The following is a 19,220-nucleotide window of genomic DNA, read 5'->3' on the forward strand; positions in this document are numbered from 1 at the left end:
CACGGTACTAATAAGGGGTAAAACCTTATTATTCAGCTTCTACGAAGCTTTCTTCCGCCTGAGAAGCCAGATCCTGGGAACGGCCTTCACGAACGGTAGCAGCTACAGCGCTCAGGTACAGGCTAACAGCACGGATTGCGTCGTCGTTACCCGGGATAACGAAGTCAACACCGTCCGGATCGGAGTTGGTATCAACGATAGCGAATACCGGGATACCCAGGTTGTTAGCTTCTTTGATAGCGATGTGCTCGTGGTCTGCATCGATTACGAACAGCGCGTCTGGCAGGCCGCCCATATCTTTGATACCGCCCAGGCTGTTTTCCAGCTTGTCCAGTTCACGAGTGCGCATCAGCGCTTCTTTCTTAGTCAGCTTGTCGAAAGTACCGTCCTGAGACTGGGTTTCCAGATCTTTCAGGCGCTTGATGGACTGACGAACAGTTTTCCAGTTGGTCAGCATGCCACCCAACCAGCGATGGTTCACGAAGAACTGGTCGCAGCTGTTAGCAGCATCTTTCACAGCTTCGCTTGCAGCGCGCTTAGTACCAACGAACAGAATCTTACCTTTACGGGAAGAGATCTTGTTCAGCTCAGCCAGGGCTTCGTTGAACATTGGTACAGTTTTCTCAAGGTTGATGATGTGAACTTTGTTACGCGCGCCGAAGATGAAAGGCTTCATTTTCGGGTTCCAGTAACGGGTCTGGTGACCAAAGTGAACACCAGCCTTGAGCATGTCGCGCATGGAAACAGTTGCCATGTTTTAAAACCTCTATATTGAAAGTTGGGGTTATGCCTCCACGTATCCCATATTACCGACCCCGAAGGGCACCCCGGAATATGTGCCGATACGTGTGTGTTGTTACACAAAGTGAGATTTGTCGCTTCCGTCCAGCCTGTGTATCTGAGATGGATCGGAAGTCCGGCGCGCTTTATACCACAAAACACGACCAGAAACCAACAGTTGTTGGCGGAGTGTGCTGTTAATGATTCTCAATTTGGCACGGGGCGTGCCTGACTGATACCATTGACGACACTTAGACTAGTATTGTCGAAAAAATCGACACCGATGGACAGATTACATGGCTATCTCTATTAAGACACCTGAAGAAATTGAAAAGATGCGCGTCGCCGGTCGTCTGGCCGCGGAAGTGCTGGAAATGATCGAGCCGTTCGTGAAGCCGGGCGTCAGCACCGGCGAACTGGATCGCATCTGTAATGACTATATCGTTAACGAGCAGCACGCGGTTTCCGCCTGTCTCGGCTACCACGGTTTCCCGAAATCCGTCTGCATCTCTATTAATGAAGTGGTTTGCCACGGTATTCCGGACGACGAAAAACTGCTTAAAGATGGCGACATCGTCAACATCGACGTGACCGTCATTAAAGACGAGTACCACGGTGACACCTCGAAGATGTTCATCGTTGGCAAACCAACGATTCTGGGCGAGCGTCTGTGCAAAGTGACGCAAGAGAGCCTGTACCTGGCGCTGAAAATGGTTAAGCCGGGCATCCGCCTGCGCACTCTCGGTGCCGCAATTCAGAAATTCGTGGAAGCGGAAGGTTTCTCCGTGGTGCGCGAATACTGCGGTCACGGCATTGGCCGCGTCTTCCATGAAGAGCCGCAGGTTCTGCACTATGATGCCGATGACGGCGGCGTGGTGCTGCAAAAAGGGATGACCTTCACCATCGAACCGATGGTCAACGCCGGTGACTACCGCATTCGCACTATGAAAGACGGCTGGACGGTGAAAACCAAAGACAGAAGCTTGTCTGCCCAGTACGAGCATACTATTGTGGTAACGGACAACGGCTGCGAAATTATGACGTTGCGCAAGGATGACACCATCCCGGCGATACTGACGAACATTGAGTGATAAGAAGCCGGCAAATGCCGGCTTTTTTAATGGCGATAGCTTTTTCTTATGGGTGGCGCACGATGAGTAATCTATTACCCGAACAGTATGCTAACACAGCACTTCCCACCCTCCCCGACCAGCCCGATAACCCGGGCGTTTGGCCGCCGCACGAGCTGACCTGCGCGCACATAAAAGCCCATATGGATGTTTTCCACCGCTGGCTGGGCAGCGCGTTCGACGCGGGCGTCTCTGCCGAGCAGCTCATCGAAGCGCGCACGGAATTTATCGATCAGCTCCTGCAGCGTCTGTGGATCGACTACGGTTTCGGGCAGGTGAGCGACGTCGCGCTGGTTGCCGTCGGGGGCTATGGCCGCGGGGAGCTGCATCCGCTTTCCGATATCGACCTGCTGATCCTGAGCCGCAAAAAGCTGCCGGACGAACAGGCGCAGAAAATAGGCGAGCTGCTGACTCTGCTGTGGGACGTCAAGCTTGAAGTGGGCCACAGCGTGCGCACCCTGGAAGAGTGCCTGCTGGAGGGGCTCTCGGACCTGACCGTCGCCACCAACCTGATTGAAACCCGCCTGCTGATTGGCGACGTCGCGCTGTTTCTGGAGCTGCAAAAGCATATTTTCAGCGACGGCTTCTGGCCATCCGAGAAATTCTTCGCCGCCAAGGTCGAGGAGCAAAACCAGCGCCACCAGCGCTACCACGGCACCAGCTATAATCTTGAACCCGATATTAAAAGCAGCCCCGGCGGCCTGCGCGACATTCACACGTTACAGTGGGTCGCCCGTCGCCACTTTGGCGCCACCTCGATGGACGAGATGGTCGGCTTTGGCTTCCTGACCGAGGCCGAGCGTAACGAGCTGAACGAGTGTCTGCACCTGCTGTGGCGCATCCGTTTTGCCCTGCATCTGGAAGTTACCCGCTACGATAACCGCCTGCTGTTTGACCGTCAGCTCAGCGTAGCGCAGCGGCTGAACTATCAGGGCGAAGGCAACGAGCCGGTTGAGCAGATGATGAAGGATTTCTTCCGCGTGACCCGCCGGGTCACCGAGCTGAACCAGATGCTGTTGCAGCTGTTCGACGAGGCCATTCTGGCCCTGACTGCCGACGAAAAGCCGCGCCCGATTGACGATGAATTCCAGCTGCGCGGCACGCTGATCGATCTGCGCGACGAAACGCTGTTTATCCGTGAGCCGGAAGCGATCCTGCGGATGTTCTACACCATGGTGCGCAACAGCACCATCACCGGGATCTACTCCACCACCCTGCGCCATCTGCGCCACGCGCGCCGCCATCTGACGCAGCCTTTGTGTTACATCCCGGAAGCGCGCTCGCTGTTCCTGAGCATGCTCCGCCATCCGGGTGCCGTTAGCCGCGGGCTGCTGCCGATGCACCGCCACAGCGTGCTGTGGGCCTATATGCCGCAGTGGTCACACATCGTTGGGCAGATGCAGTTCGATCTGTTCCACGCCTACACGGTGGATGAACACACCATCCGCGTGATGCTCAAGCTGGAAAGCTTTGCCAAAGAAGAGACGCGCTCCCGCCACCCGCTGTGCGTGGAGCTGTGGCCGCGCCTGACCCATCCGGAACTGATCCTGATTGCCGCCCTGTTCCACGACATCGCCAAGGGCCGCGGCGGCGATCACTCGGTGTTGGGCGCGCAGGACGTGCTGAAATTTGCCGAACTGCACGGTCTCAACTCGCGCGAAACGCAGCTGGTCGCCTGGCTGGTGCGTCATCACCTGCTGATGTCGGTTACCGCACAGCGTCGCGATATTCAGGACCCTGAGGTTATTAAGCAGTTCGCCGAAGAAGTTCAAACGGAAAACCGTCTGCGCTATCTGGTCTGCCTGACGGTGGCCGATATTTGCGCCACCAACGAGACCCTGTGGAACAGCTGGAAGCAGAGCCTGCTGCGCGAGCTGTACTTCGCCACCGAAAAACAGCTGCGACGCGGGATGCAAAACACCCCGGACATGCGCGAGCGCGTGCGTCATCACCAGCTGCAGGCGCTGGCGCTGCTGCGGATGGATAACATTGATGAAGAAGCGCTGCATCAGATTTGGGCCCGCTGCCGTGCCAACTATTTTGTGCGCCACAGCCCAAACCAGCTTGCCTGGCACGCGCGGCACCTGCTGAAGCACGATCTGTCTCAACCGATGATCCTGCTGAGCCCGCAGGCCACGCGCGGCGGAACGGAGATATTCATCTGGAGCCCGGACCGGCCTTATCTGTTTGCTGCCGTCTGCGCCGAGCTGGACAGGCGTAACCTGAGCGTTCACGACGCGCAGATTTTTACCACCCGCGACGGCATGGCGATGGATACTTTTATCGTGCTGGAGCCGGACGGCAGCCCGCTGTCGTCGGACAGGCATGAAGGGATTCGCTTCGGTCTGGAGCAGGCGATCACGCAGCGCAGCTGGCAGCCACCGCAGCCGCGCCGTCAGCCGGCGAAACTGCGTCATTTTACTGTCGATACCGAGGTCAACTTCCTGCCGACCCACACCGACCGTAAATCGTTCCTGGAGCTGATCGCGCTCGACCAGCCAGGGCTGCTTGCCCGCGTCGGCCAGGTTTTTGCCGATCTGGGAATTTCGCTTCATGGGGCCCGAATTACAACCATTGGCGAGCGAGTAGAAGATTTATTTATAATCGCCACCGCCGACCGGCGTGCCCTTAATAATGACCTGCAGCTTGAAGTGCAACAACGGTTGACAGCAGCCCTCAATCCAAACGATAAAGGGTGACGTGTTTTTTAGTAAAATGGAAAGAGTAAACAATGCAGCAGTTACAGAACGTTATTGAGTCCGCTTTTGAGCGTCGCGCCGAGATCACTCCGGCAAATGTGGATACCGTGACCCGTGAAGCGGTAAACCAGGTTATTTCCCTGCTGGATTCCGGCGCCCTGCGCGTGGCAGAAAAAATCGACGGTCAGTGGGTCACTCATCAATGGCTGAAGAAGGCCGTGCTGCTCTCTTTCCGCATCAACGATAACCAGGTTATCGACGGAGCAGAAAGCCGCTACTTCGATAAAGTGCCAATGAAATTCGCGGATTACGACGAAGCGCGTTTCCAGAAAGAAGGCTTCCGCGTAGTCCCACCAGCGGCAGTTCGTCAGGGCGCATTCATCGCACGTAACACCGTGCTGATGCCATCCTATGTGAACATCGGTGCGTACGTTGACGAAGGCACCATGGTCGATACCTGGGCAACCGTCGGTTCCTGCGCGCAGATCGGTAAAAACGTTCACCTGTCCGGCGGCGTCGGCATCGGTGGCGTTCTGGAGCCACTGCAGGCTAACCCGACCATCATCGAAGACAACTGCTTCATCGGCGCGCGTTCAGAAGTGGTTGAAGGCGTGATCGTGGAAGAAGGCTCCGTGATCTCCATGGGCGTTTACATCGGCCAGAGCACCCGCATTTACGATCGCGAAACCGGCGAAGTGCACTACGGTCGCGTTCCGGCGGGCTCCGTGGTCGTTTCCGGTAACCTGCCGTCAAAAGACGGTAAATACAGCCTGTACTGTGCCGTTATCGTGAAGAAAGTGGATGCGAAAACCCGCGGTAAAGTGGGCATCAACGAACTGCTGCGCACCATCGACTAATCCCCGACGCGTTGATAAACCGGGACGCGCCTGTGCGTCCCGGTATAATCATCAAAAACGTCCGTTTCCGCAGTGGCGATTGCCATTCCCTTTTTTCTCAACCCTGCGATATCCGCCGCCATACGCTGGCTCCCCAGCCAGAAAAGCCCGTCGAGAGCCGTCACGGCCAGACCCGACTCCAGCGCCAGCTTCAGTCGCTCACGCGGCGCTTTTACCTCTTTGGCGATCTGCCGGAAGGGCTCTGCAGTAAGCCCGGTGGGATCGATCCGCCGAATGCGGGTGCTCATGCGGTACTGAAAAGCCTCAGGAATCGCATTGAGATCGGCTTTCAGGCTGTAGACGCAGCCAAAGCGCTTGCCGTTAAAGATGACGTTCTTCTGGCTTAGCTGAAACTCATCGCGCAGCCCGGCGATAAGCTGAGGGGCGCGGGTCAGCACCAGTCGGAACGGCAGTTCGAAGCTGGTGACATAATCCACGTTCAGTAAGGCAATACGTAAACGCTCTTCCGCACCCGCCTTTAGCTGGCGGCACTCTGCGGCAACTTCTGCCCACTGGTGCGTGAGCCTTGGGCTCTCATCTGCGGCGCCAAAGCTGTATTTTTCGATCTGATAATCAATGCGTCCTGACATGTCATTATCCCCGCGGGCTACGCTTTCGTGCGATAACTTTGCCTCATTTCCCCGCTTTTGAATACCCGTCTCGCTCGCCTTTTCTCAGCTGAAGTAACAATGATGAATCTCTTTACAAGCAAGTTTGCCTCGTTACTTAATGCAAATTTTTTCTTTTAAAACATAGGTTTGTTGAAAAACAGGATTAACGATATTATTCGTGAACAGCAAATAATAATCTGGCCTTGCGGGCAATAAACGGGAATCGTGCAATGAGTAGTTACGGCAAAATAATTGGTGCGGGGATCGCAGGTCTGGTCACTCTGGCCGGGACGTATTTATTGGGAAAAAATAACGGCAAAGACGAAGGGATTGCCGAAGGGCAGCAGATCGCAAAAGCTGAATACGCCGAAAAGATCAAAAAACTCCAGACTGAACTGGCGGACAAGATGCGCGATATCAGTAAACGGGATGACTTTATCCTCGCGGCGTATGCGCTGGGGACATGCTGCATCAAGGCTAATGGCAAGCCCCCGGCGGAAAATATCGCCCTGCTGGATGATGCAGTGTCTGGTCTTGTTCCGCGTGAAAAGTTACCTCAAGCCGTTCAGCAGAAGATCGTCGAGATGGTCGAAACACCGCCCAATCTACCAACGGTTTGGTCACTTATAAATGAATATCAGCTTAACGATGCGAAAAGTCTGGAGAGGTTTAGCCTCATTGTTGGCATGATGGCAAGTCAGGATGAGCTAAGAACACAAAGCGAAAGTGATTTTATGGCCTCCTGGAACTTACTGGTTGCGGCCTGAGGACGACGGATGACAAATCTTAATGCACATCTCGCCAGAATGAAAAAGCTGCAACAGGTGCGGAATGCCCCTGCGCTAAAATCCGTGGCGACGGCGTCCGCCATCGAAGCTCATCTGACCGGAGAAGTCGATGCTGCATTTATAAAGGGGTGCGATACCGGCAGCATTTACCGCGAAGCGATCATGGGGGCCAACCTGACGGTCAGCAACGACGACGTTATGGCCCGCCTGGAGGTAATCTCAACGGGCAGCGCCATCGACAATATCCTCGAACCCGTGTTTCTCAGCCTGCTCGACGGCACAATGCGCGCCTGCAATATCGGCACCCGACAAGGTGTTACCCCGTCCCGCCTGTACCAGGAGTGCCGGGCGTTCAGTTACGAAGCGCCCGAAAGAAATGCCTTTATGCTGGATAGCTACAGCGAGCACTTGAACGAGCGTCAAAACATTGACCGTTTTTCTGAACAATCGTCGTTTAACGGCGGCGAAATGACGCGCAACAACGACTCTCTGAACATGCGCGATGGTGCAAAAATGAAGGCCCGTAAAGAGAACCATTTCTCCGGTAATCTGCGCGCTGAGGATGAATATGGTAACGGCACGATCTACCAGTACAAAAAACATGCGAAAAGCGAGGGAGAGCAGAAGCAGGCTGCCGAAGTCGATCATGTCGTCTCCTGCGCCGAAGTATGCAATAACCTCAAAAGCAACAAGGCTCTGAAGCTTGATGACATCAAAAATATTCTCAATATTGACGAAAATTATGCTGTTACCAGCATGCAAAACAACCGTGGCGAGAAAACCGGTAAGTTCGCTAAAACCCGCGAAGAACTCCAGCAGGAGATCGATCAGGGCTTTGTAGTTGTCAAAAAAGGGAAAAAAGATGTCGCGCATCCGCTGACAGAAGAGGAAATCAAAACGCGGCAGGTGATGGTCGAGAAAATGGACATCGCGCAGCAAACGATGGATACCAAAACCAATGAAACCGTATTTGATAATATCCGCAAGGATCGCGACGTCCAAAAAGTTCTGGCGAAAGATGCGGCCCAGGCATCAGGTCATCAGTCGCTGGGCGATCTCATTCTCTTCATTATCAAGCCTCTTTACTATGAGCTGCGCAGCTGTTTAACGCACGGTATTGAAGCTGGCGTAGGTGCGAGCGATTTTTCGCAGGCTGTGTCGATCCGTCTTGGTCGCATGAAAGATCACATTCTCAAAAACGCTGTCGTTTTATTAAAAGATGTTGCCGTCGGCTTTATTAAAAATTTCGTGTCGATGCTGCTGGAAGGGATTGTTAACTGCTTCGTTGGCGTGTTCAAAAACATCATGCGGATGGTAAAAGAAGGCTTTAAGGTCCTGATGCAGACGGTACCGATCCTCAGGGATAAACACAGCAGTATGGCCCAAAAAGGCGATGCCATTCTTAAGCTTGTAGCAGGTTCTCTTTCCGTCTTTGCGGCTATTGGCCTTGAGTCATGGCTCAGCGGCCTTGGTCTACCAGGACCGCTCCCCATTTTACTTTCATCAGTCCTGACCGCCGTGATTACGGCGCTGGTGATGTTCCTGCTGGATAAGCTCGATCTGTTCGGCGTCAATCAGGCAATCAAAAAACAGCGGATCGACGAACTGTTGGAACAGGAAATTACCACCACGGAAAGCGAAATGCTGGCCTCCATCGCCTTACTGCGCTAGCGCTCAGATCGTCAGGTTTTGGTATTAAATTGATTTCCACTTGACGTAGTCGTTAAAAACAACAATAAACGAGTGGGGGCAATGCACCTTCCCTGCCCGGTAATTTCAGTGAAATGTAATCAGGATCGACCCCGCTTTTTTTATATATGAGGGTGGCAAAAAGGAATTTTTTCATTAATTATTCAAAGGTTATGTTGAGATAAGGGTACCGCTATGTACGATAATCTGAAAAGTCTGGGCATTACCAATCCTGATGAAATCGATCGTTACAGCCTTCGCCAGGAAGCCAACAACGACATTTTAAAAATCTATTTTCACAAGGATAAAGGAGAGTTTTTCGCCAAGAGCGTGAAGTTTAAATATCCACGCCAGCGTAAGACCGTCGTCGCTGACGGCGTAGGACAAGGGTACAAAGAGGTGCAGGAAATCAGCCCTAACCTGCGCTATGTGATCGATGAACTCGATCAGATTTGCCAGCGCGATCGCACCGAAGTCGATCTCAAGCGTAAGATCCTCGACGATCTGCGTCACCTTGAAAGCGTTGTCACCAACAAGATCAGCGAGATTGAAGCGGATCTTGAGAAATTAACGCGGAAATAAAAGCAAAACGGCAATCCCTGATTGCCGTTTTTAGTGTTTGCGCCCTCTCCCCGTGGGAGAGGGATGGGGTGAGGGCACCAGACCGCACTCAGTCATCTCTGTTCGTCCAGCTGCAACGCGACATAGAGCAGCAGCCTGTCGTCAAAGTTCCCCAAATCCAGCCCCGTCAGCTCCGAGATCCGGTTTAGCCGGTACTCAAGCGTATTGCGGTGAATAAACAGCGCTTTTGAGGTCGCCAGCGGTTGCACGTTATGGCGAAACCACGCCTGCAGCGTCCGGCGCAGCAACCCATTGTTGTCCATCGCCTTCAGGCGCGCTAATGGCCGCGCCAGCTCATTGGCCTGCCAGCCGCCGCGCAGGCTGTCGAGCAGCACCGGCAGCATCAGATCCTGATAGAAATAACTGCGGCTCTCCGGCATCCGCTGCTTGCCCACCATCATGGTGGTGCGCGCGGTACGCCAGGACCGGGCGATGCTGCCCGGCCCGGTAAAGTAATTGCCCAGGGCAACGCGAAAACGCAACTGGCCGTTCTCCTGCATACGGGAAATCAGCAGTTCCACGCGACGACGATGATCTTCCGCATCCCAGCGGCCGAACGCATTGAGCGCGGGTTTGAGTACCACCATTTCCGTCAGCGAGACGATCGCCACCAGGTTGTCGCGCTCCGGCGTCGCCAGCGCATTTTGCAGCTGCTGCAGCTCGGCCATCGCGCTGTCTACGCCAAGCTGTCCGCTATCGACCTCAATCACCGCCACCACGCGCGGCTGGTTCAGATCGATCCCCAGACGCTGCGCCCATTCGCTGAGTGCAGGCGTATGTTCTTCCGCCTGAATCAGGTTCATCACCAGCTCTTCACGTAAGCGGCTGTCCTGGGCAAGCAGATGCATCAGACGCGACTGCTCCAGCATCATTTCCGCCGTCATGCAGACCAGCTCGCCGTATTTACGCAGGGATTCCGGTTCGCCCGTCAGGCCGATGACGCCAACAATTTCCCCTTCCAGACGCAGCGGCAGGTTGATCCCCTGACGCACGCCGTGCAGGTGTTTTGCTACCGCATCATCGATATCAACCACGCGGCCCTGAGAGAGCACCAGCAGGGCTCCTTCGTGCAATTCCCCAATACGCTCGCGATCGCCGCTGCCAATAATGCGCCCGCGGGCATCCATTACGTTGATATTGGTATCAATGATGCGCATGGTGCGCGCCACAATATCCTGCGCCATTTTGGTATCAAGATGCCAGCCAGCCATGTAACCCTCCTGTGAGCAGAGCTCAAGCATAGGGAAGTTCAGCAGCGACTGCATTGTGCGAATGCACAAAGTGAGAGGGGGAAGTATGGAGTTGCGGTAGGCGTCACAGAAACAAGAAAGCCCCTGCGTACAGGGGCTTAAGAGAATTACTGCATCAGCAGGTAAATTGAGGTGTCACCGCGCTGGATATTCAGCGCCAGCACGGACGGTTTGCTGTCGAGAATTTTGCGCAGTTCAGCGATGTTTTTCACCGGTTGCTGGTTAGCCCCCATGATCACATCGCCTTTTTTCAGGCCGATACGGGCAGCAGGTGAATTTGCTTTCACGTTGTTCACCACCACGCCTTTGTCCTGGCCCTTGTTACTCATCTCTGCGCCTTCAATTCCGCTGAAGATGGTGCTGGAGTCCACCTGATTCTGGCTGCTCTGCTGCAGCTCCAGGCTCACGTTAACCGGTTTGCCGTCACGCAGCAGGCCAAGGGTCACTTTGCTGCCAATTGGCATCGAGCCCACTTCCGCACGCAGGGCGGCAAAGCTGCTGATCGGTTTACCGTTCAGAGAGGTGATCACATCACCCGCTTTAATGCCCGCCTTCGCTGCAGAGGAGTTCGGCATAACCTGGCTGACGAACGCACCGCGCTGCGCATCCACCTTCATCGCTTTCGCCAGCTCGGAGTTCAGCTCGGTACCCATAATACCCAGCTCACCGCGTTTCACCTGGCCGTACTGCACCATCTGAGCAGTCAGGTTTTTCACCATGTTGCTCGGGATAGCAAAGCCGATACCGATGTTGCCGCCGTCCGGCGCCAGAATAGCGGTGTTGATACCGATCAGCTCGCCGTTCAGGTTCACCAGCGCACCGCCGGAGTTACCACGGTTAATGGCCGCATCCGTCTGGATGAAGTTTTCATAGTTTTCCGCATTCAGGCCGCTACGGCCCAGCGCAGAGACAATACCGGAGGTCACGGTTTCACCCAGACCGAACGGGTTACCGATAGCGACGGTGTAATCGCCCACGCGCAGCGCATCGGAGTCGGCAATTTTAATCGCCGTCAGGTTCTTCGGATCCTGAATCTGGATCAGCGCGATGTCGGAGCGCGGATCTTTACCCACCACTTTAGCGTCGAATTTACGACCATCGCTCAGCTGTACTTTAATGGTGCTGGCGTTATCCACAACGTGGTTGTTGGTGACCACGTAGCCTTTTGCGGCATCAATAATCACACCGGAACCAAGCGCCATGAATTTCTGTTGCTGGCCGCCGCCCTGGCCGTCATCCCCTGCGCCACCGCCCTGACAGAACGGAGAACTCTGGAATGGCGAACCGTCCTGGCAGAACGGTGAATTGTCACCGAAGAACTGCTGGAAGTTACGCGGCATGCGCGGCGTATTGACGGTCGTGCTGCCCTCAACGTTAATACTCACCACCGATGGCATCACTTTTTCGAGCATCGGTGCCAGGCTTGGCATCTGCTGCGCGGTTGCTGCCGACGACGCGGTCTCGGCTGCAGTAGCAGTCAGAGGAGACAGCGCTAAACCTAAACTCAGAGCCAGTGCACTCATTGCTAATGTGGTTTTTTTCATGTTTCTCAATCTCGATTTACAGGTAACGCAAAATTGCTGTGTAACTCAGATTCATTTTATACCGCTTAGTTCCGGCCATAAGTTTATGGAAAAGGTAAAAATTTATTGGCCTTCTTTACAAAACTCCGGAATTATTCCACGGCCATGAGCTTGCGGTATTCATCCCAGGCATACAAATCGGTCATGCCGCTGATATAGTCCTGGATTAGACGGCAGCGATAATAATATTCCATCACCGGCCATTCCAGAGCGTGGCGATCCAGCTTACCCATCGCTTCGACATACGCCAGCCGATGGCGGGTAGAAAGTTTCTGATAAAGCCGGGATTCGATAGGAATGCGTCGCACGCGTTCTTTTTCCACCAGCTCGCTAAACTCCTCGACGGAGAGCTGAAGCAACGGGGAATAAATTTCCAGTAATCCACTAATTACACGGTATCCCTGCAGTTCCAGTTGCTCGACATCAGGATGGCTGAACACATGCCGCATCGCCACATGTTTATAAAGCTCAAGGAGTTGGCTGAAACTGCTGTCATCTTCCAATAGCGCGTGATTGAATTCCCCGCTAAAGATTTGCGGTAAATTATCAATAAAGCGCGAGGCGGCATACGGCACCAGTTTATTTAATGTATTGACCCGCAAATACATAAAGAACTGATCTTCCGTACTGCGGCTCAACGTATTTGAGCGCGATTTTTCCCAGGCATTTTCGACAACCTGGGCAAACAGCGATCCTTTTTCATGGGTTCCCCATGCCGCATAAAGATGCTGATAAAGCTCCTCGACGCTGAATATTCTTTTCTCAACGGCATCTTCCAGGTCAGCCACGCAATAGGAAATATCGTCGGCGGCTTCCATAATCCACGTCAATGGGAATCGGCCGTTTGGCGTCAGGGAAAGTTCTTTACGCAGCCGTTCTATATAGGCCTCTTCGGAAAGGTAATAGCCCGGTTTTTTCATTAAATAGCTGTGGGATGCGGGCGTTTCCCCCATCCACCACGCGGGACGCGTATATTTCAAAATGCAGCCAACCTGCGCCCAGGTCAGGTTCATGCGCATCAGGGAGTGCACCAGCCGGATCCCCTGCGCGTTGCCCTCAAAGTGACAGAGATCCTGGCGCACTTTGCGCCGCAGATCGTTCAGCCCTTCTTCGCCTTCACGCAGGCGTAAATCGCGCACGATGCAGCGGTCATCGCTGAGTGGCTGGCTTGCCGCATCCGACGGATAAAGCCGTTGTTTAAACCAGTCATTAATAGCCGCCTCGCCAAAATGGCCAAAAGGCGGGTTGCCGATGTCATGCATCAGGCAGGCCATCTCAACGATGCTCTCGAAAGGCCCCGTCAGCTCATCCAGGCCATAGGTTTCCAGTAAACGCTGCTCTTTGAGGCGGCTTAAAATCTCTTTGGCAATATAACGCCCGACCTGCTGCACTTCCATGGAGTGGGTTAAGCGCGTGCGCACCGCGGCGTTACGCTCCAGCGGGAATACCTGGGTCTTTTGCTGCAGACGCCGGATGGCGGGCGAGTTAATAATCCTGCCGCGATCGCTTTCGAAGATACGCAGGATCTCATGTTCGCTCTTTTCGCCCTGCGGCGAACGGAAACGTCGGTGCCAGTTAATTTTGGTACGAAAATCGATTGGTGACATGTGCTCCCCCGCGTGAGAATGCGTTTCCCCTTAACCGCATGATAGACTATGCCTCTTAACAAGGCACATCGCGAGTAAATCTATGAAAATCGGCATTATTGGTGCAATGGAAGAAGAAGTTACGCTCCTGCGTGACAAAATTGAGAACCGTCAGACCCTCTCTCTCGGGGGTTGTGAGATCTACACCGGGCAGCTGAACGGTGTTGAGGTGGCTCTGCTGAAATCAGGCATCGGTAAAGTGGCTGCTGCGCTGGGTGCGACCCTGCTGCTTGAGCGCTGCAAGCCGGACGTCATCATTAACACGGGCTCAGCAGGCGGTCTGGCACCGACGCTGAAAGTGGGCGATATCGTTGTCTCCGACGAAGCGCGTTACCACGATGCTGACGTCACCGCGTTCGGCTACGAGTATGGCCAGCTTCCGGGCTGCCCGGCAGGGTTTAAAGCTGACGATAAACTGATTGCGGCGGCTGAAGCCTGCATTGCTGAGCTCAATCTCAACGCGGTACGCGGCCTGATTGTCAGCGGTGATGCGTTCATCAATGGCTCGGTCGGTCTGGCGAAAATCCGTCATAACTTCCCGCAGGCGGTTGCCGTAGAGATGGAAGCGACCGCGATTGCGCACGTTTGCCACAATTTCAGCGTACCGTTCGTGGTGGTTCGCGCCATCTCTGACGTGGCAGACCAGCAGTCTCACATCAGCTTCGACGAGTTCCTGGCCGTTGCGGCAAAACAGTCCACCGTGATGGTGGAACGCCTGGTGCAGAACCTGGCGCGTGGCTAAACGATCTATCAGGGCGCTGGCCGCCCTGCTGCTGCTTGCACCGGCGTGGCTGTTCGCCGCGCCGCGTGTGATTACCCTCTCTCCCGCTAACACCGAACTGGCGTTTGCCGCTGGGATCACCCCCGTTGGCGTCAGCAGCTTTTCAGATTACCCCCCACAGGCGGCCGGCATTGAACAAGTGGCAACCTGGCAAGGGATGAATCTTGAGCGCATTGTGGCGCTTAAGCCGGATCTCGTGCTGGCCTGGCGCGGCGGTAACGCCGAGCGGCAGGTTAACCAGCTCACCTCGCTTGGCATCAAGGTCATGTGGGTTGACGCGGTAAGTATTGAGCAGGTCGCTCAGGCTCTGCGCGCCCTGGCCCCTTATAGCCCTGCGCCTCAAAAAGCCGTGAGTGCGGCGAACCAGATGCTCAGCGACTATGCCGCGCTGAAAGCCCAATACGATACGCCTGTTAAAAAGCGCATCTTCCTGCAGTTCGGCAGCCAGCCGCTGTTTACCACCGGAAAAGGCTCGATTCAGAACCAGGTGCTGGAAGTGTGCGGCGGTGAAAATATCTTTGCTGCCAGCCGGGTACCGTGGCCTCAGGTGAGCCGTGAGCAGGTGCTGGCGCGCCAGCCGCAGGCCATCGTCGTGGTCGGAAATGCGAGCGAGATTCCTAAAATTAAACAATTCTGGCAGAGCCAGCTAAAAATTCCGGTGATCCCACTCAACGGTGACTGGTTTGAACGCGCCAGCCCGCGTATTATCCTCGCCGCAAAACAGCTCTGTGCCGCCCTGGCAGAGGGTCATTAACATACGTTCGAGGATTTAACGATGCTCGTTTATTGGCTGGATATTCTTGGTACAGCCGTTTTTGCTATCTCCGGCGTCCTGCTCGCCGGAAAACTACGCATGGATCCGTTTGGCGTGCTGGTGCTTGGCGTGGTGACCGCCGTTGGCGGCGGGACAATCCGCGATATGGCGCTGGCGAATGGCCCGGTGTTTTGGGTGAAAGATCCTACCGATCTTGTGGTCGCAATGGTCACCTGTCTGTTGACTATCATCCTGGTTCGCCAGCCTCGCAGACTGCCAAAGTGGATATTGCCGGTACTGGATGCCGTCGGTCTGGCCGTGTTTGTCGGTATTGGCGTCAATAAGGCGTTTAATGCGGGCACCGGCCCGATGGTGGCGATCTGCATGGGCGTGTTAACCGGCGTGGGCGGCGGCATCATTCGCGACATTCTGGCGCGTGAGGTGCCGATGATCCTGCGTACTGAAATTTACGCAACGGCCTGTATTGCGGGCGGCATTGTCCACGCGACCGCGTACTACACGTTTGCAATTCCGCTGGAAAACGCCGCGATGCTGGGGATGGTCGTGACGCTGGTGATACGTTTAGCGGCGATACGCTGGCACCTGAAGCTGCCGACGTTTGCGCTGGATGAAACTTCAAGATAGGCGTCGTTTATAAGCCCGGTGGCGCTTCGCTTACCGGGCCTACAATCCGCATTCAGGCTTAAATGCTGAACGAAGAACCACACCCGCAAGTGCTTGTTGCGTTCGGGTTGGTCACCACAAAACGCGAACCTTCCAGACCTTCGGTGTAATCCACCGAACCGCCCACCAGATACTGCAGGCTCATCGGGTCAACTACCAGCGCGACGCCCTGCTTCTCGATGGTCATATCGCCGTCGTTCACCTGATCGTCAAAGGTAAAACCGTACTGGAAGCCGCTGCAGCCGCCACCCGTAATATAGACACGCAGTTTCAGATCCGGATTGTCTTCGTCGGCAATCAGGGTTTTCACTTTGTTGGCTGCTGCTTCGGTAAACTCCAGCGGCACAGCTACGTCATCACTCATCTTATGCTCCCATGAATACTGCTATTGGGTAAAATTCACCCAATTCTTTTCGTCATTATCTAATACCCTGGTAATTCATTCAAGTATTCTGCGTGGCGGCCCGCTCCGCCTCTTGTTTTGCCAGGGTACGCGCGAGGATGGTGGAGTATAGCGGTTTTCCACCCAGGAATTGGGCTAATAGTGTCGCGCCGAGACAGGTAATGATCATTGGCAAAATGAGCTGGTAATTATCCGTCATCTCCAGCACCAGCACGATGCCGGTTAACGGCGCGCGCAGGGAGGCGGCCAGCAGCGCCCCCATCCCGGCTACCGCAAAGGTCCCTGCATCAAGGTGATAGGCGGGAAAGCCCGCTTCAGCCGCCATACCAAATGCGGTGCCCAACAAGGTTCCCAGCGCCAGCATCGGGGCAAAAATTCCGCCGGGCGCGCCGGAGGAGAAGCACAGTACCGTCGTAATGACCCTGGAGAAAAACATAAACATCAGCAAACCCACGCTGAAATTCCCGGCTGCGGCAATGGGAATCAGCCCGAAACCGCCGCCCGCGGCATTCGGTTCGATAAAGCCGAGCACGCCACAAATGCCGCCCAGCAGGCCGCCCATCAGCACCCATTTCGTGGTATTGCCGCCGTGAACGCGCTGGAACATATCCTGAGCGCGTAAGATAAAGGTGTTAAACAGCGGGCCCACCACACCAAAAATCATGCCGAGGATCAGGTACAGCCACAGGGTGTTAACCGGTGCGTTGGTCAGTTTACCGACTTCAATCACCGCCCCTTCGCCATTAAAGATGCGAAAGACGATGCTCGACATAATGACGCCGGTAAACACCGCTTTAATGGAGATCAGGTTGTAGCGGAACTGCGCGCGCATCTCTTCGATGATGAACAAAATACCGGCCAGCGGCGCGTTAAACGCCGCAGAAAGCCCCGCCGCTGCACCGGTGGCCAGCAGCGTATGGCGCGCCTCGGCGCTGCGCATGCGGAACAGATCGCTCACCATGCGGCCGACGTTCCCCCCCAGCTGCACCGTTGGCCCTTCCCGGCCGAGCACCATCCCTGCGCCCAACGTCCCCATGCCGCCAATAAACTTAACCGGGATCACCCGCCACCAGCGCACCGGGCGCAGCTCCTCCAGCGCGCCTTCAATTTCCGGGATGCCAGACCCGCCCGCCTCCGGGGCGAATTTACGCACCAGAAAATACCCCACCATGGCAAACAGCGCAGACAGGCCGAATGCCGCTACCCAGACCAGCCATTCGCGATCGGCAAAACCGGCTACGGTACCCACTCGCCAGTTGAGTACGGCGTTAACCGCTTTTTCAAACGCCACGCCAACCAGCCCTGCAAGGGTACCCACCACGGCAGCGGCCAGCAGGATCGCCAGCGGCGTTTTATCGCGATTGAGCAGCCGCCGAATGCTGATTCGGTGCTGGGCGCGCGTAAACTGTTGTTCTTCAAAAGACGGGGAATCTGATTTCATGTCCTGTTCTTATTCGTCATACAAAAAGCCGCGAAGATTTTACCAGAGACCTTCCCTGCGACGCCTGAAAAATACTTAACAAATCTTAAAGCATTAACAGGCTAAAAATTTCATAACCTTCTGCGGATCACTTAGAATAGTGTGCTTAATCATTTTATACGAACCAGGAACGACGCCATGAGCAAGTCTGAAAACCTCTACAGTGCAGCCCGCGAGCTAATCCCCGGTGGCGTGAACTCGCCAGTACGCGCCTTTACCGGCGTGGGCGGCACGCCGCTGTTTATTGAACGTGCTGACGGCGCGTATCTGTATGATGTCGATGGCAAAGCCTATATCGATTACGTCGGTTCCTGGGGGCCGATGGTTCTCGGACATAACCATCCCGCCATTCGTAACGCGGTCATCGAAGCCGCGCAGCGCGGCCTGAGCTTCGGTGCGCCGACCGAGATGGAAGTGAAAATGGCGGAGCTGGTTACCGAACTGGTGCCGACCATGGACATGGTGCGTATGGTGAACTCCGGTACCGAAGCCACCATGAGCGCCATCCGTCTGGCGCGCGGCTTTACTGGTCGCGACAAAATCATCAAATTCGAAGGCTGCTACCACGGCCATGCGGACTGCCTGCTGGTGAAAGCGGGCTCCGGCGCGCTGACCCTCGGCCAGCCAAACTCGCCTGGCGTACCTGCTGATTTCGCGAAGCACACCCTGACCTGCACCTACAACGATCTGAACACCGTTCGCGCGGCGTTCGAGCAGTATCCGCAGGAGATCGCCTGCATTATCGTTGAACCGGTTGCGGGCAATATGAACTGCATCCCGCCGCAGCCTGACTTCCTGCCGGGCCTGCGCGCGCTGTGCGATGAGTTCGGCGCGCTGCTGATCATCGACGAAGTGATGACCGGCTTCCGCGTGGCACTGGCGGGCGCCCAGTCTTATTATGAGGTTGAGCCGGACCTGACCTGCCTCGGCAAAATCATCGGCGGCGGCATGCCGGTCGGTGCTTTCGGCGGTCGTAAAGACGTGATGGAAGCCCTGGCGCCAACCGGCCCGGTTTACCAGGCGGGCACGCTCTCCGGTAACCCAATTGCCATGGCTGCGGGCTTCGCCTGTCTGACCGAAGTGGCGCAGCCGGGTATTCATGAAACCCTGACGGACCGCACCACGCAGCTGGCAAACGGTCTGCTGGAAGCCGCAGAAGAAGCGGGAATTCCGCTGGTTGTTAACCACGTGGGCGGCATGTTCGGGATTTTCTTCACCGATGCGAAAACCGTTACCCGCTATCAGGACGTGGTGAAGTGCGACGTTGAGCGCTTCAAGCGGTTCTTCCACCTGATGCTGGAAGAAGGCGTGTACCTGGCACCGTCCGCGTTCGAAGCGGGCTTTATGTCCGTGGCGCACAGCGAAGAAGATATCAATAACACCATCGACGCGGCGCGTAAGGTGTTTGCGAAGCTCTAAGGGCAT

General features: G+C 55.3%; 17 protein-coding genes. 10 read left to right on the plus strand and 7 right to left on the minus strand.

Annotation, left to right across the window (positions count from 1 at the left end; genetic code table 11):
- Positions 1-28 precede the first annotated feature (28 nt).
- Complete coding sequence (rpsB, locus tag IM271_RS18795; RefSeq protein WP_003856207.1) at positions 29-754, minus strand: 30S ribosomal protein S2; 726 nt, start codon at positions 752-754, stop codon at positions 29-31.
- 322 nt (positions 755-1,076) lie between these two features.
- On the opposite strand from rpsB, the gene map reads away from it, so the two are divergent.
- From map to dapD, 3 genes are all read left to right on the plus strand, one after another.
- Positions 1,077-1,871 carry a type I methionyl aminopeptidase gene (map, locus tag IM271_RS18800; RefSeq protein WP_028015578.1) on the plus strand — a complete coding sequence of 265 codons (795 nt, stop codon included), beginning with the start codon at positions 1,077-1,079 and terminating at the stop codon, positions 1,869-1,871.
- Between the two features lie 62 nt (positions 1,872-1,933).
- On the plus strand, positions 1,934-4,609 hold the full coding sequence (glnD, locus tag IM271_RS18805) for a bifunctional uridylyltransferase/uridylyl-removing protein GlnD (protein WP_008501914.1): 2,676 nt from the start codon (positions 1,934-1,936) through the stop codon (positions 4,607-4,609).
- A gap of 32 nt (positions 4,610-4,641) precedes the next feature.
- Entirely contained in the window at positions 4,642-5,466 is an 825-nt protein-coding gene (gene dapD, locus IM271_RS18810) for a 2,3,4,5-tetrahydropyridine-2,6-dicarboxylate N-succinyltransferase (protein WP_008501915.1), read from the plus strand.
- On the opposite strand, the gene IM271_RS18815 is transcribed toward dapD, so the two are convergent.
- Complete coding sequence (locus tag IM271_RS18815) at positions 5,463-6,095, minus strand: DNA-binding protein (protein WP_041911197.1); 633 nt, start codon at positions 6,093-6,095, stop codon at positions 5,463-5,465. The genes dapD and IM271_RS18815 overlap by 4 nt on opposite strands.
- Before the next feature lie 251 nt (positions 6,096-6,346).
- Here IM271_RS18815 and IM271_RS18820 point away from each other — a divergent pair, with 251 nt between their 5' ends.
- The 3 genes from IM271_RS18820 (at position 6,347) to IM271_RS18830 (ending at position 9,175) form a co-directional block, all read left to right on the plus strand.
- Positions 6,347-6,883 carry a hypothetical protein gene (locus IM271_RS18820; protein WP_126326328.1) on the plus strand — a complete coding sequence of 179 codons (537 nt, stop codon included), beginning with the start codon at positions 6,347-6,349 and terminating at the stop codon, positions 6,881-6,883.
- A gap of 9 nt (positions 6,884-6,892) precedes the next feature.
- Entirely contained in the window at positions 6,893-8,575 is a 1,683-nt protein-coding gene (locus tag IM271_RS18825) for a hypothetical protein (protein ID WP_193052994.1), read from the plus strand.
- Positions 8,576-8,788: 213 nt separating this feature from the next.
- Entirely contained in the window at positions 8,789-9,175 is a 387-nt protein-coding gene (locus IM271_RS18830; protein ID WP_014168696.1) for a DUF3461 family protein, read from the plus strand.
- Between the two features lie 92 nt (positions 9,176-9,267).
- Here the strand turns inward: IM271_RS18830 and cdaR are convergent, their stop codons facing one another.
- The 3 genes from cdaR to dgt all read right to left on the minus strand — a co-directional run bounded on the left by cdaR (position 9,268) and on the right by dgt (position 13,654).
- A complete protein-coding gene (cdaR, locus tag IM271_RS18835) occupies positions 9,268-10,425 on the minus strand; it encodes a DNA-binding transcriptional regulator CdaR (RefSeq protein ID WP_032644978.1) in 1,158 nt (385 codons plus the stop codon).
- Between the two features lie 146 nt (positions 10,426-10,571).
- Entirely contained in the window at positions 10,572-12,008 is a 1,437-nt protein-coding gene (gene degP, locus IM271_RS18840; protein ID WP_028015572.1) for a serine endoprotease DegP, read from the minus strand.
- 131 nt (positions 12,009-12,139) lie between these two features.
- Positions 12,140-13,654 (minus strand): dGTPase, encoded by a 1,515-nt coding sequence (gene dgt, locus IM271_RS18845; RefSeq protein WP_028015571.1) that lies wholly within the window; start codon positions 13,652-13,654, stop codon positions 12,140-12,142.
- 82 nt (positions 13,655-13,736) lie between these two features.
- Here dgt and mtnN point away from each other — a divergent pair, with 82 nt between their 5' ends.
- From mtnN to IM271_RS18860, 3 genes are read left to right on the plus strand one after another with little or no spacing between them, the layout of a single operon-like run.
- On the plus strand, positions 13,737-14,435 hold the full coding sequence (gene mtnN, locus IM271_RS18850; RefSeq protein ID WP_028015570.1) for a 5'-methylthioadenosine/S-adenosylhomocysteine nucleosidase: 699 nt from the start codon (positions 13,737-13,739) through the stop codon (positions 14,433-14,435).
- Positions 14,428-15,228: a vitamin B12 ABC transporter substrate-binding protein BtuF gene (gene btuF / locus IM271_RS18855; RefSeq protein ID WP_048961427.1), complete on the plus strand. Its 801-nt coding sequence runs from the start codon at positions 14,428-14,430 to the stop codon at positions 15,226-15,228. Before mtnN ends, btuF begins: the two co-directional genes overlap by 8 nt.
- 21 nt (positions 15,229-15,249) lie before the next feature.
- Positions 15,250-15,873: a TRIC cation channel family protein gene (locus IM271_RS18860; RefSeq protein ID WP_193052995.1), complete on the plus strand. Its 624-nt coding sequence runs from the start codon at positions 15,250-15,252 to the stop codon at positions 15,871-15,873.
- Positions 15,874-15,931: 58 nt separating this feature from the next.
- Here IM271_RS18860 and erpA read toward each other — a convergent pair whose 3' ends face one another.
- Both erpA and clcA read right to left on the minus strand, forming a co-directional pair.
- Positions 15,932-16,276: an iron-sulfur cluster insertion protein ErpA gene (erpA, locus tag IM271_RS18865; protein ID WP_008501923.1), complete on the minus strand. Its 345-nt coding sequence runs from the start codon at positions 16,274-16,276 to the stop codon at positions 15,932-15,934.
- 79 nt (positions 16,277-16,355) lie between these two features.
- Positions 16,356-17,756: a H(+)/Cl(-) exchange transporter ClcA gene (clcA, locus tag IM271_RS18870; RefSeq protein ID WP_193052996.1), complete on the minus strand. Its 1,401-nt coding sequence runs from the start codon at positions 17,754-17,756 to the stop codon at positions 16,356-16,358.
- 177 nt (positions 17,757-17,933) lie between these two features.
- On the opposite strand from clcA, the gene hemL reads away from it, so the two are divergent.
- Entirely contained in the window at positions 17,934-19,214 is a 1,281-nt protein-coding gene (hemL, locus tag IM271_RS18875; RefSeq protein WP_041911201.1) for a glutamate-1-semialdehyde 2,1-aminomutase, read from the plus strand.
- Positions 19,215-19,220: the final 6 nt, after the last annotated feature.

The sequence above is a fragment of the Enterobacter cloacae complex sp. I3 genome (genome assembly GCF_014896175.1).
GTDB lineage: Bacteria > Pseudomonadota > Gammaproteobacteria > Enterobacterales > Enterobacteriaceae > Enterobacter > Enterobacter bugandensis.

Excerpts from the sequence above, each read along its gene's own strand:
- erpA (WP_008501923.1), bottom strand. The coding sequence starts at position 16,276 with ATGAGTGATGACGTAGCTGTGCCGCTGGAGTTTACCGAAGCAGCAGCC.
- mtnN (WP_028015570.1), top strand. The coding sequence starts at position 13,737 with ATGAAAATCGGCATTATTGGTGCAATGGAAGAAGAAGTTACGCTCCTG.
- dapD (WP_008501915.1), top strand. The coding sequence starts at position 4,642 with ATGCAGCAGTTACAGAACGTTATTGAGTCCGCTTTTGAGCGTCGCGCC.
- hemL (WP_041911201.1), top strand. The coding sequence starts at position 17,934 with ATGAGCAAGTCTGAAAACCTCTACAGTGCAGCCCGCGAGCTAATCCCC.
- IM271_RS18815 (WP_041911197.1), bottom strand. The coding sequence starts at position 6,095 with ATGTCAGGACGCATTGATTATCAGATCGAAAAATACAGCTTTGGCGCC.
- rpsB (WP_003856207.1), bottom strand. The coding sequence starts at position 754 with ATGGCAACTGTTTCCATGCGCGACATGCTCAAGGCTGGTGTTCACTTT.
- dgt (WP_028015571.1), bottom strand. The coding sequence starts at position 13,654 with ATGTCACCAATCGATTTTCGTACCAAAATTAACTGGCACCGACGTTTC.
- IM271_RS18830 (WP_014168696.1), top strand. The coding sequence starts at position 8,789 with ATGTACGATAATCTGAAAAGTCTGGGCATTACCAATCCTGATGAAATC.
- degP (WP_028015572.1), bottom strand. The coding sequence starts at position 12,008 with ATGAAAAAAACCACATTAGCAATGAGTGCACTGGCTCTGAGTTTAGGT.
- cdaR (WP_032644978.1), bottom strand. The coding sequence starts at position 10,425 with ATGGCTGGCTGGCATCTTGATACCAAAATGGCGCAGGATATTGTGGCG.
- IM271_RS18820 (WP_126326328.1), top strand. The coding sequence starts at position 6,347 with ATGAGTAGTTACGGCAAAATAATTGGTGCGGGGATCGCAGGTCTGGTC.
- map (WP_028015578.1), top strand. The coding sequence starts at position 1,077 with ATGGCTATCTCTATTAAGACACCTGAAGAAATTGAAAAGATGCGCGTC.
- IM271_RS18825 (WP_193052994.1), top strand. The coding sequence starts at position 6,893 with ATGACAAATCTTAATGCACATCTCGCCAGAATGAAAAAGCTGCAACAG.
- clcA (WP_193052996.1), bottom strand. The coding sequence starts at position 17,756 with ATGAAATCAGATTCCCCGTCTTTTGAAGAACAACAGTTTACGCGCGCC.
- IM271_RS18860 (WP_193052995.1), top strand. The coding sequence starts at position 15,250 with ATGCTCGTTTATTGGCTGGATATTCTTGGTACAGCCGTTTTTGCTATC.
- glnD (WP_008501914.1), top strand. The coding sequence starts at position 1,934 with ATGAGTAATCTATTACCCGAACAGTATGCTAACACAGCACTTCCCACC.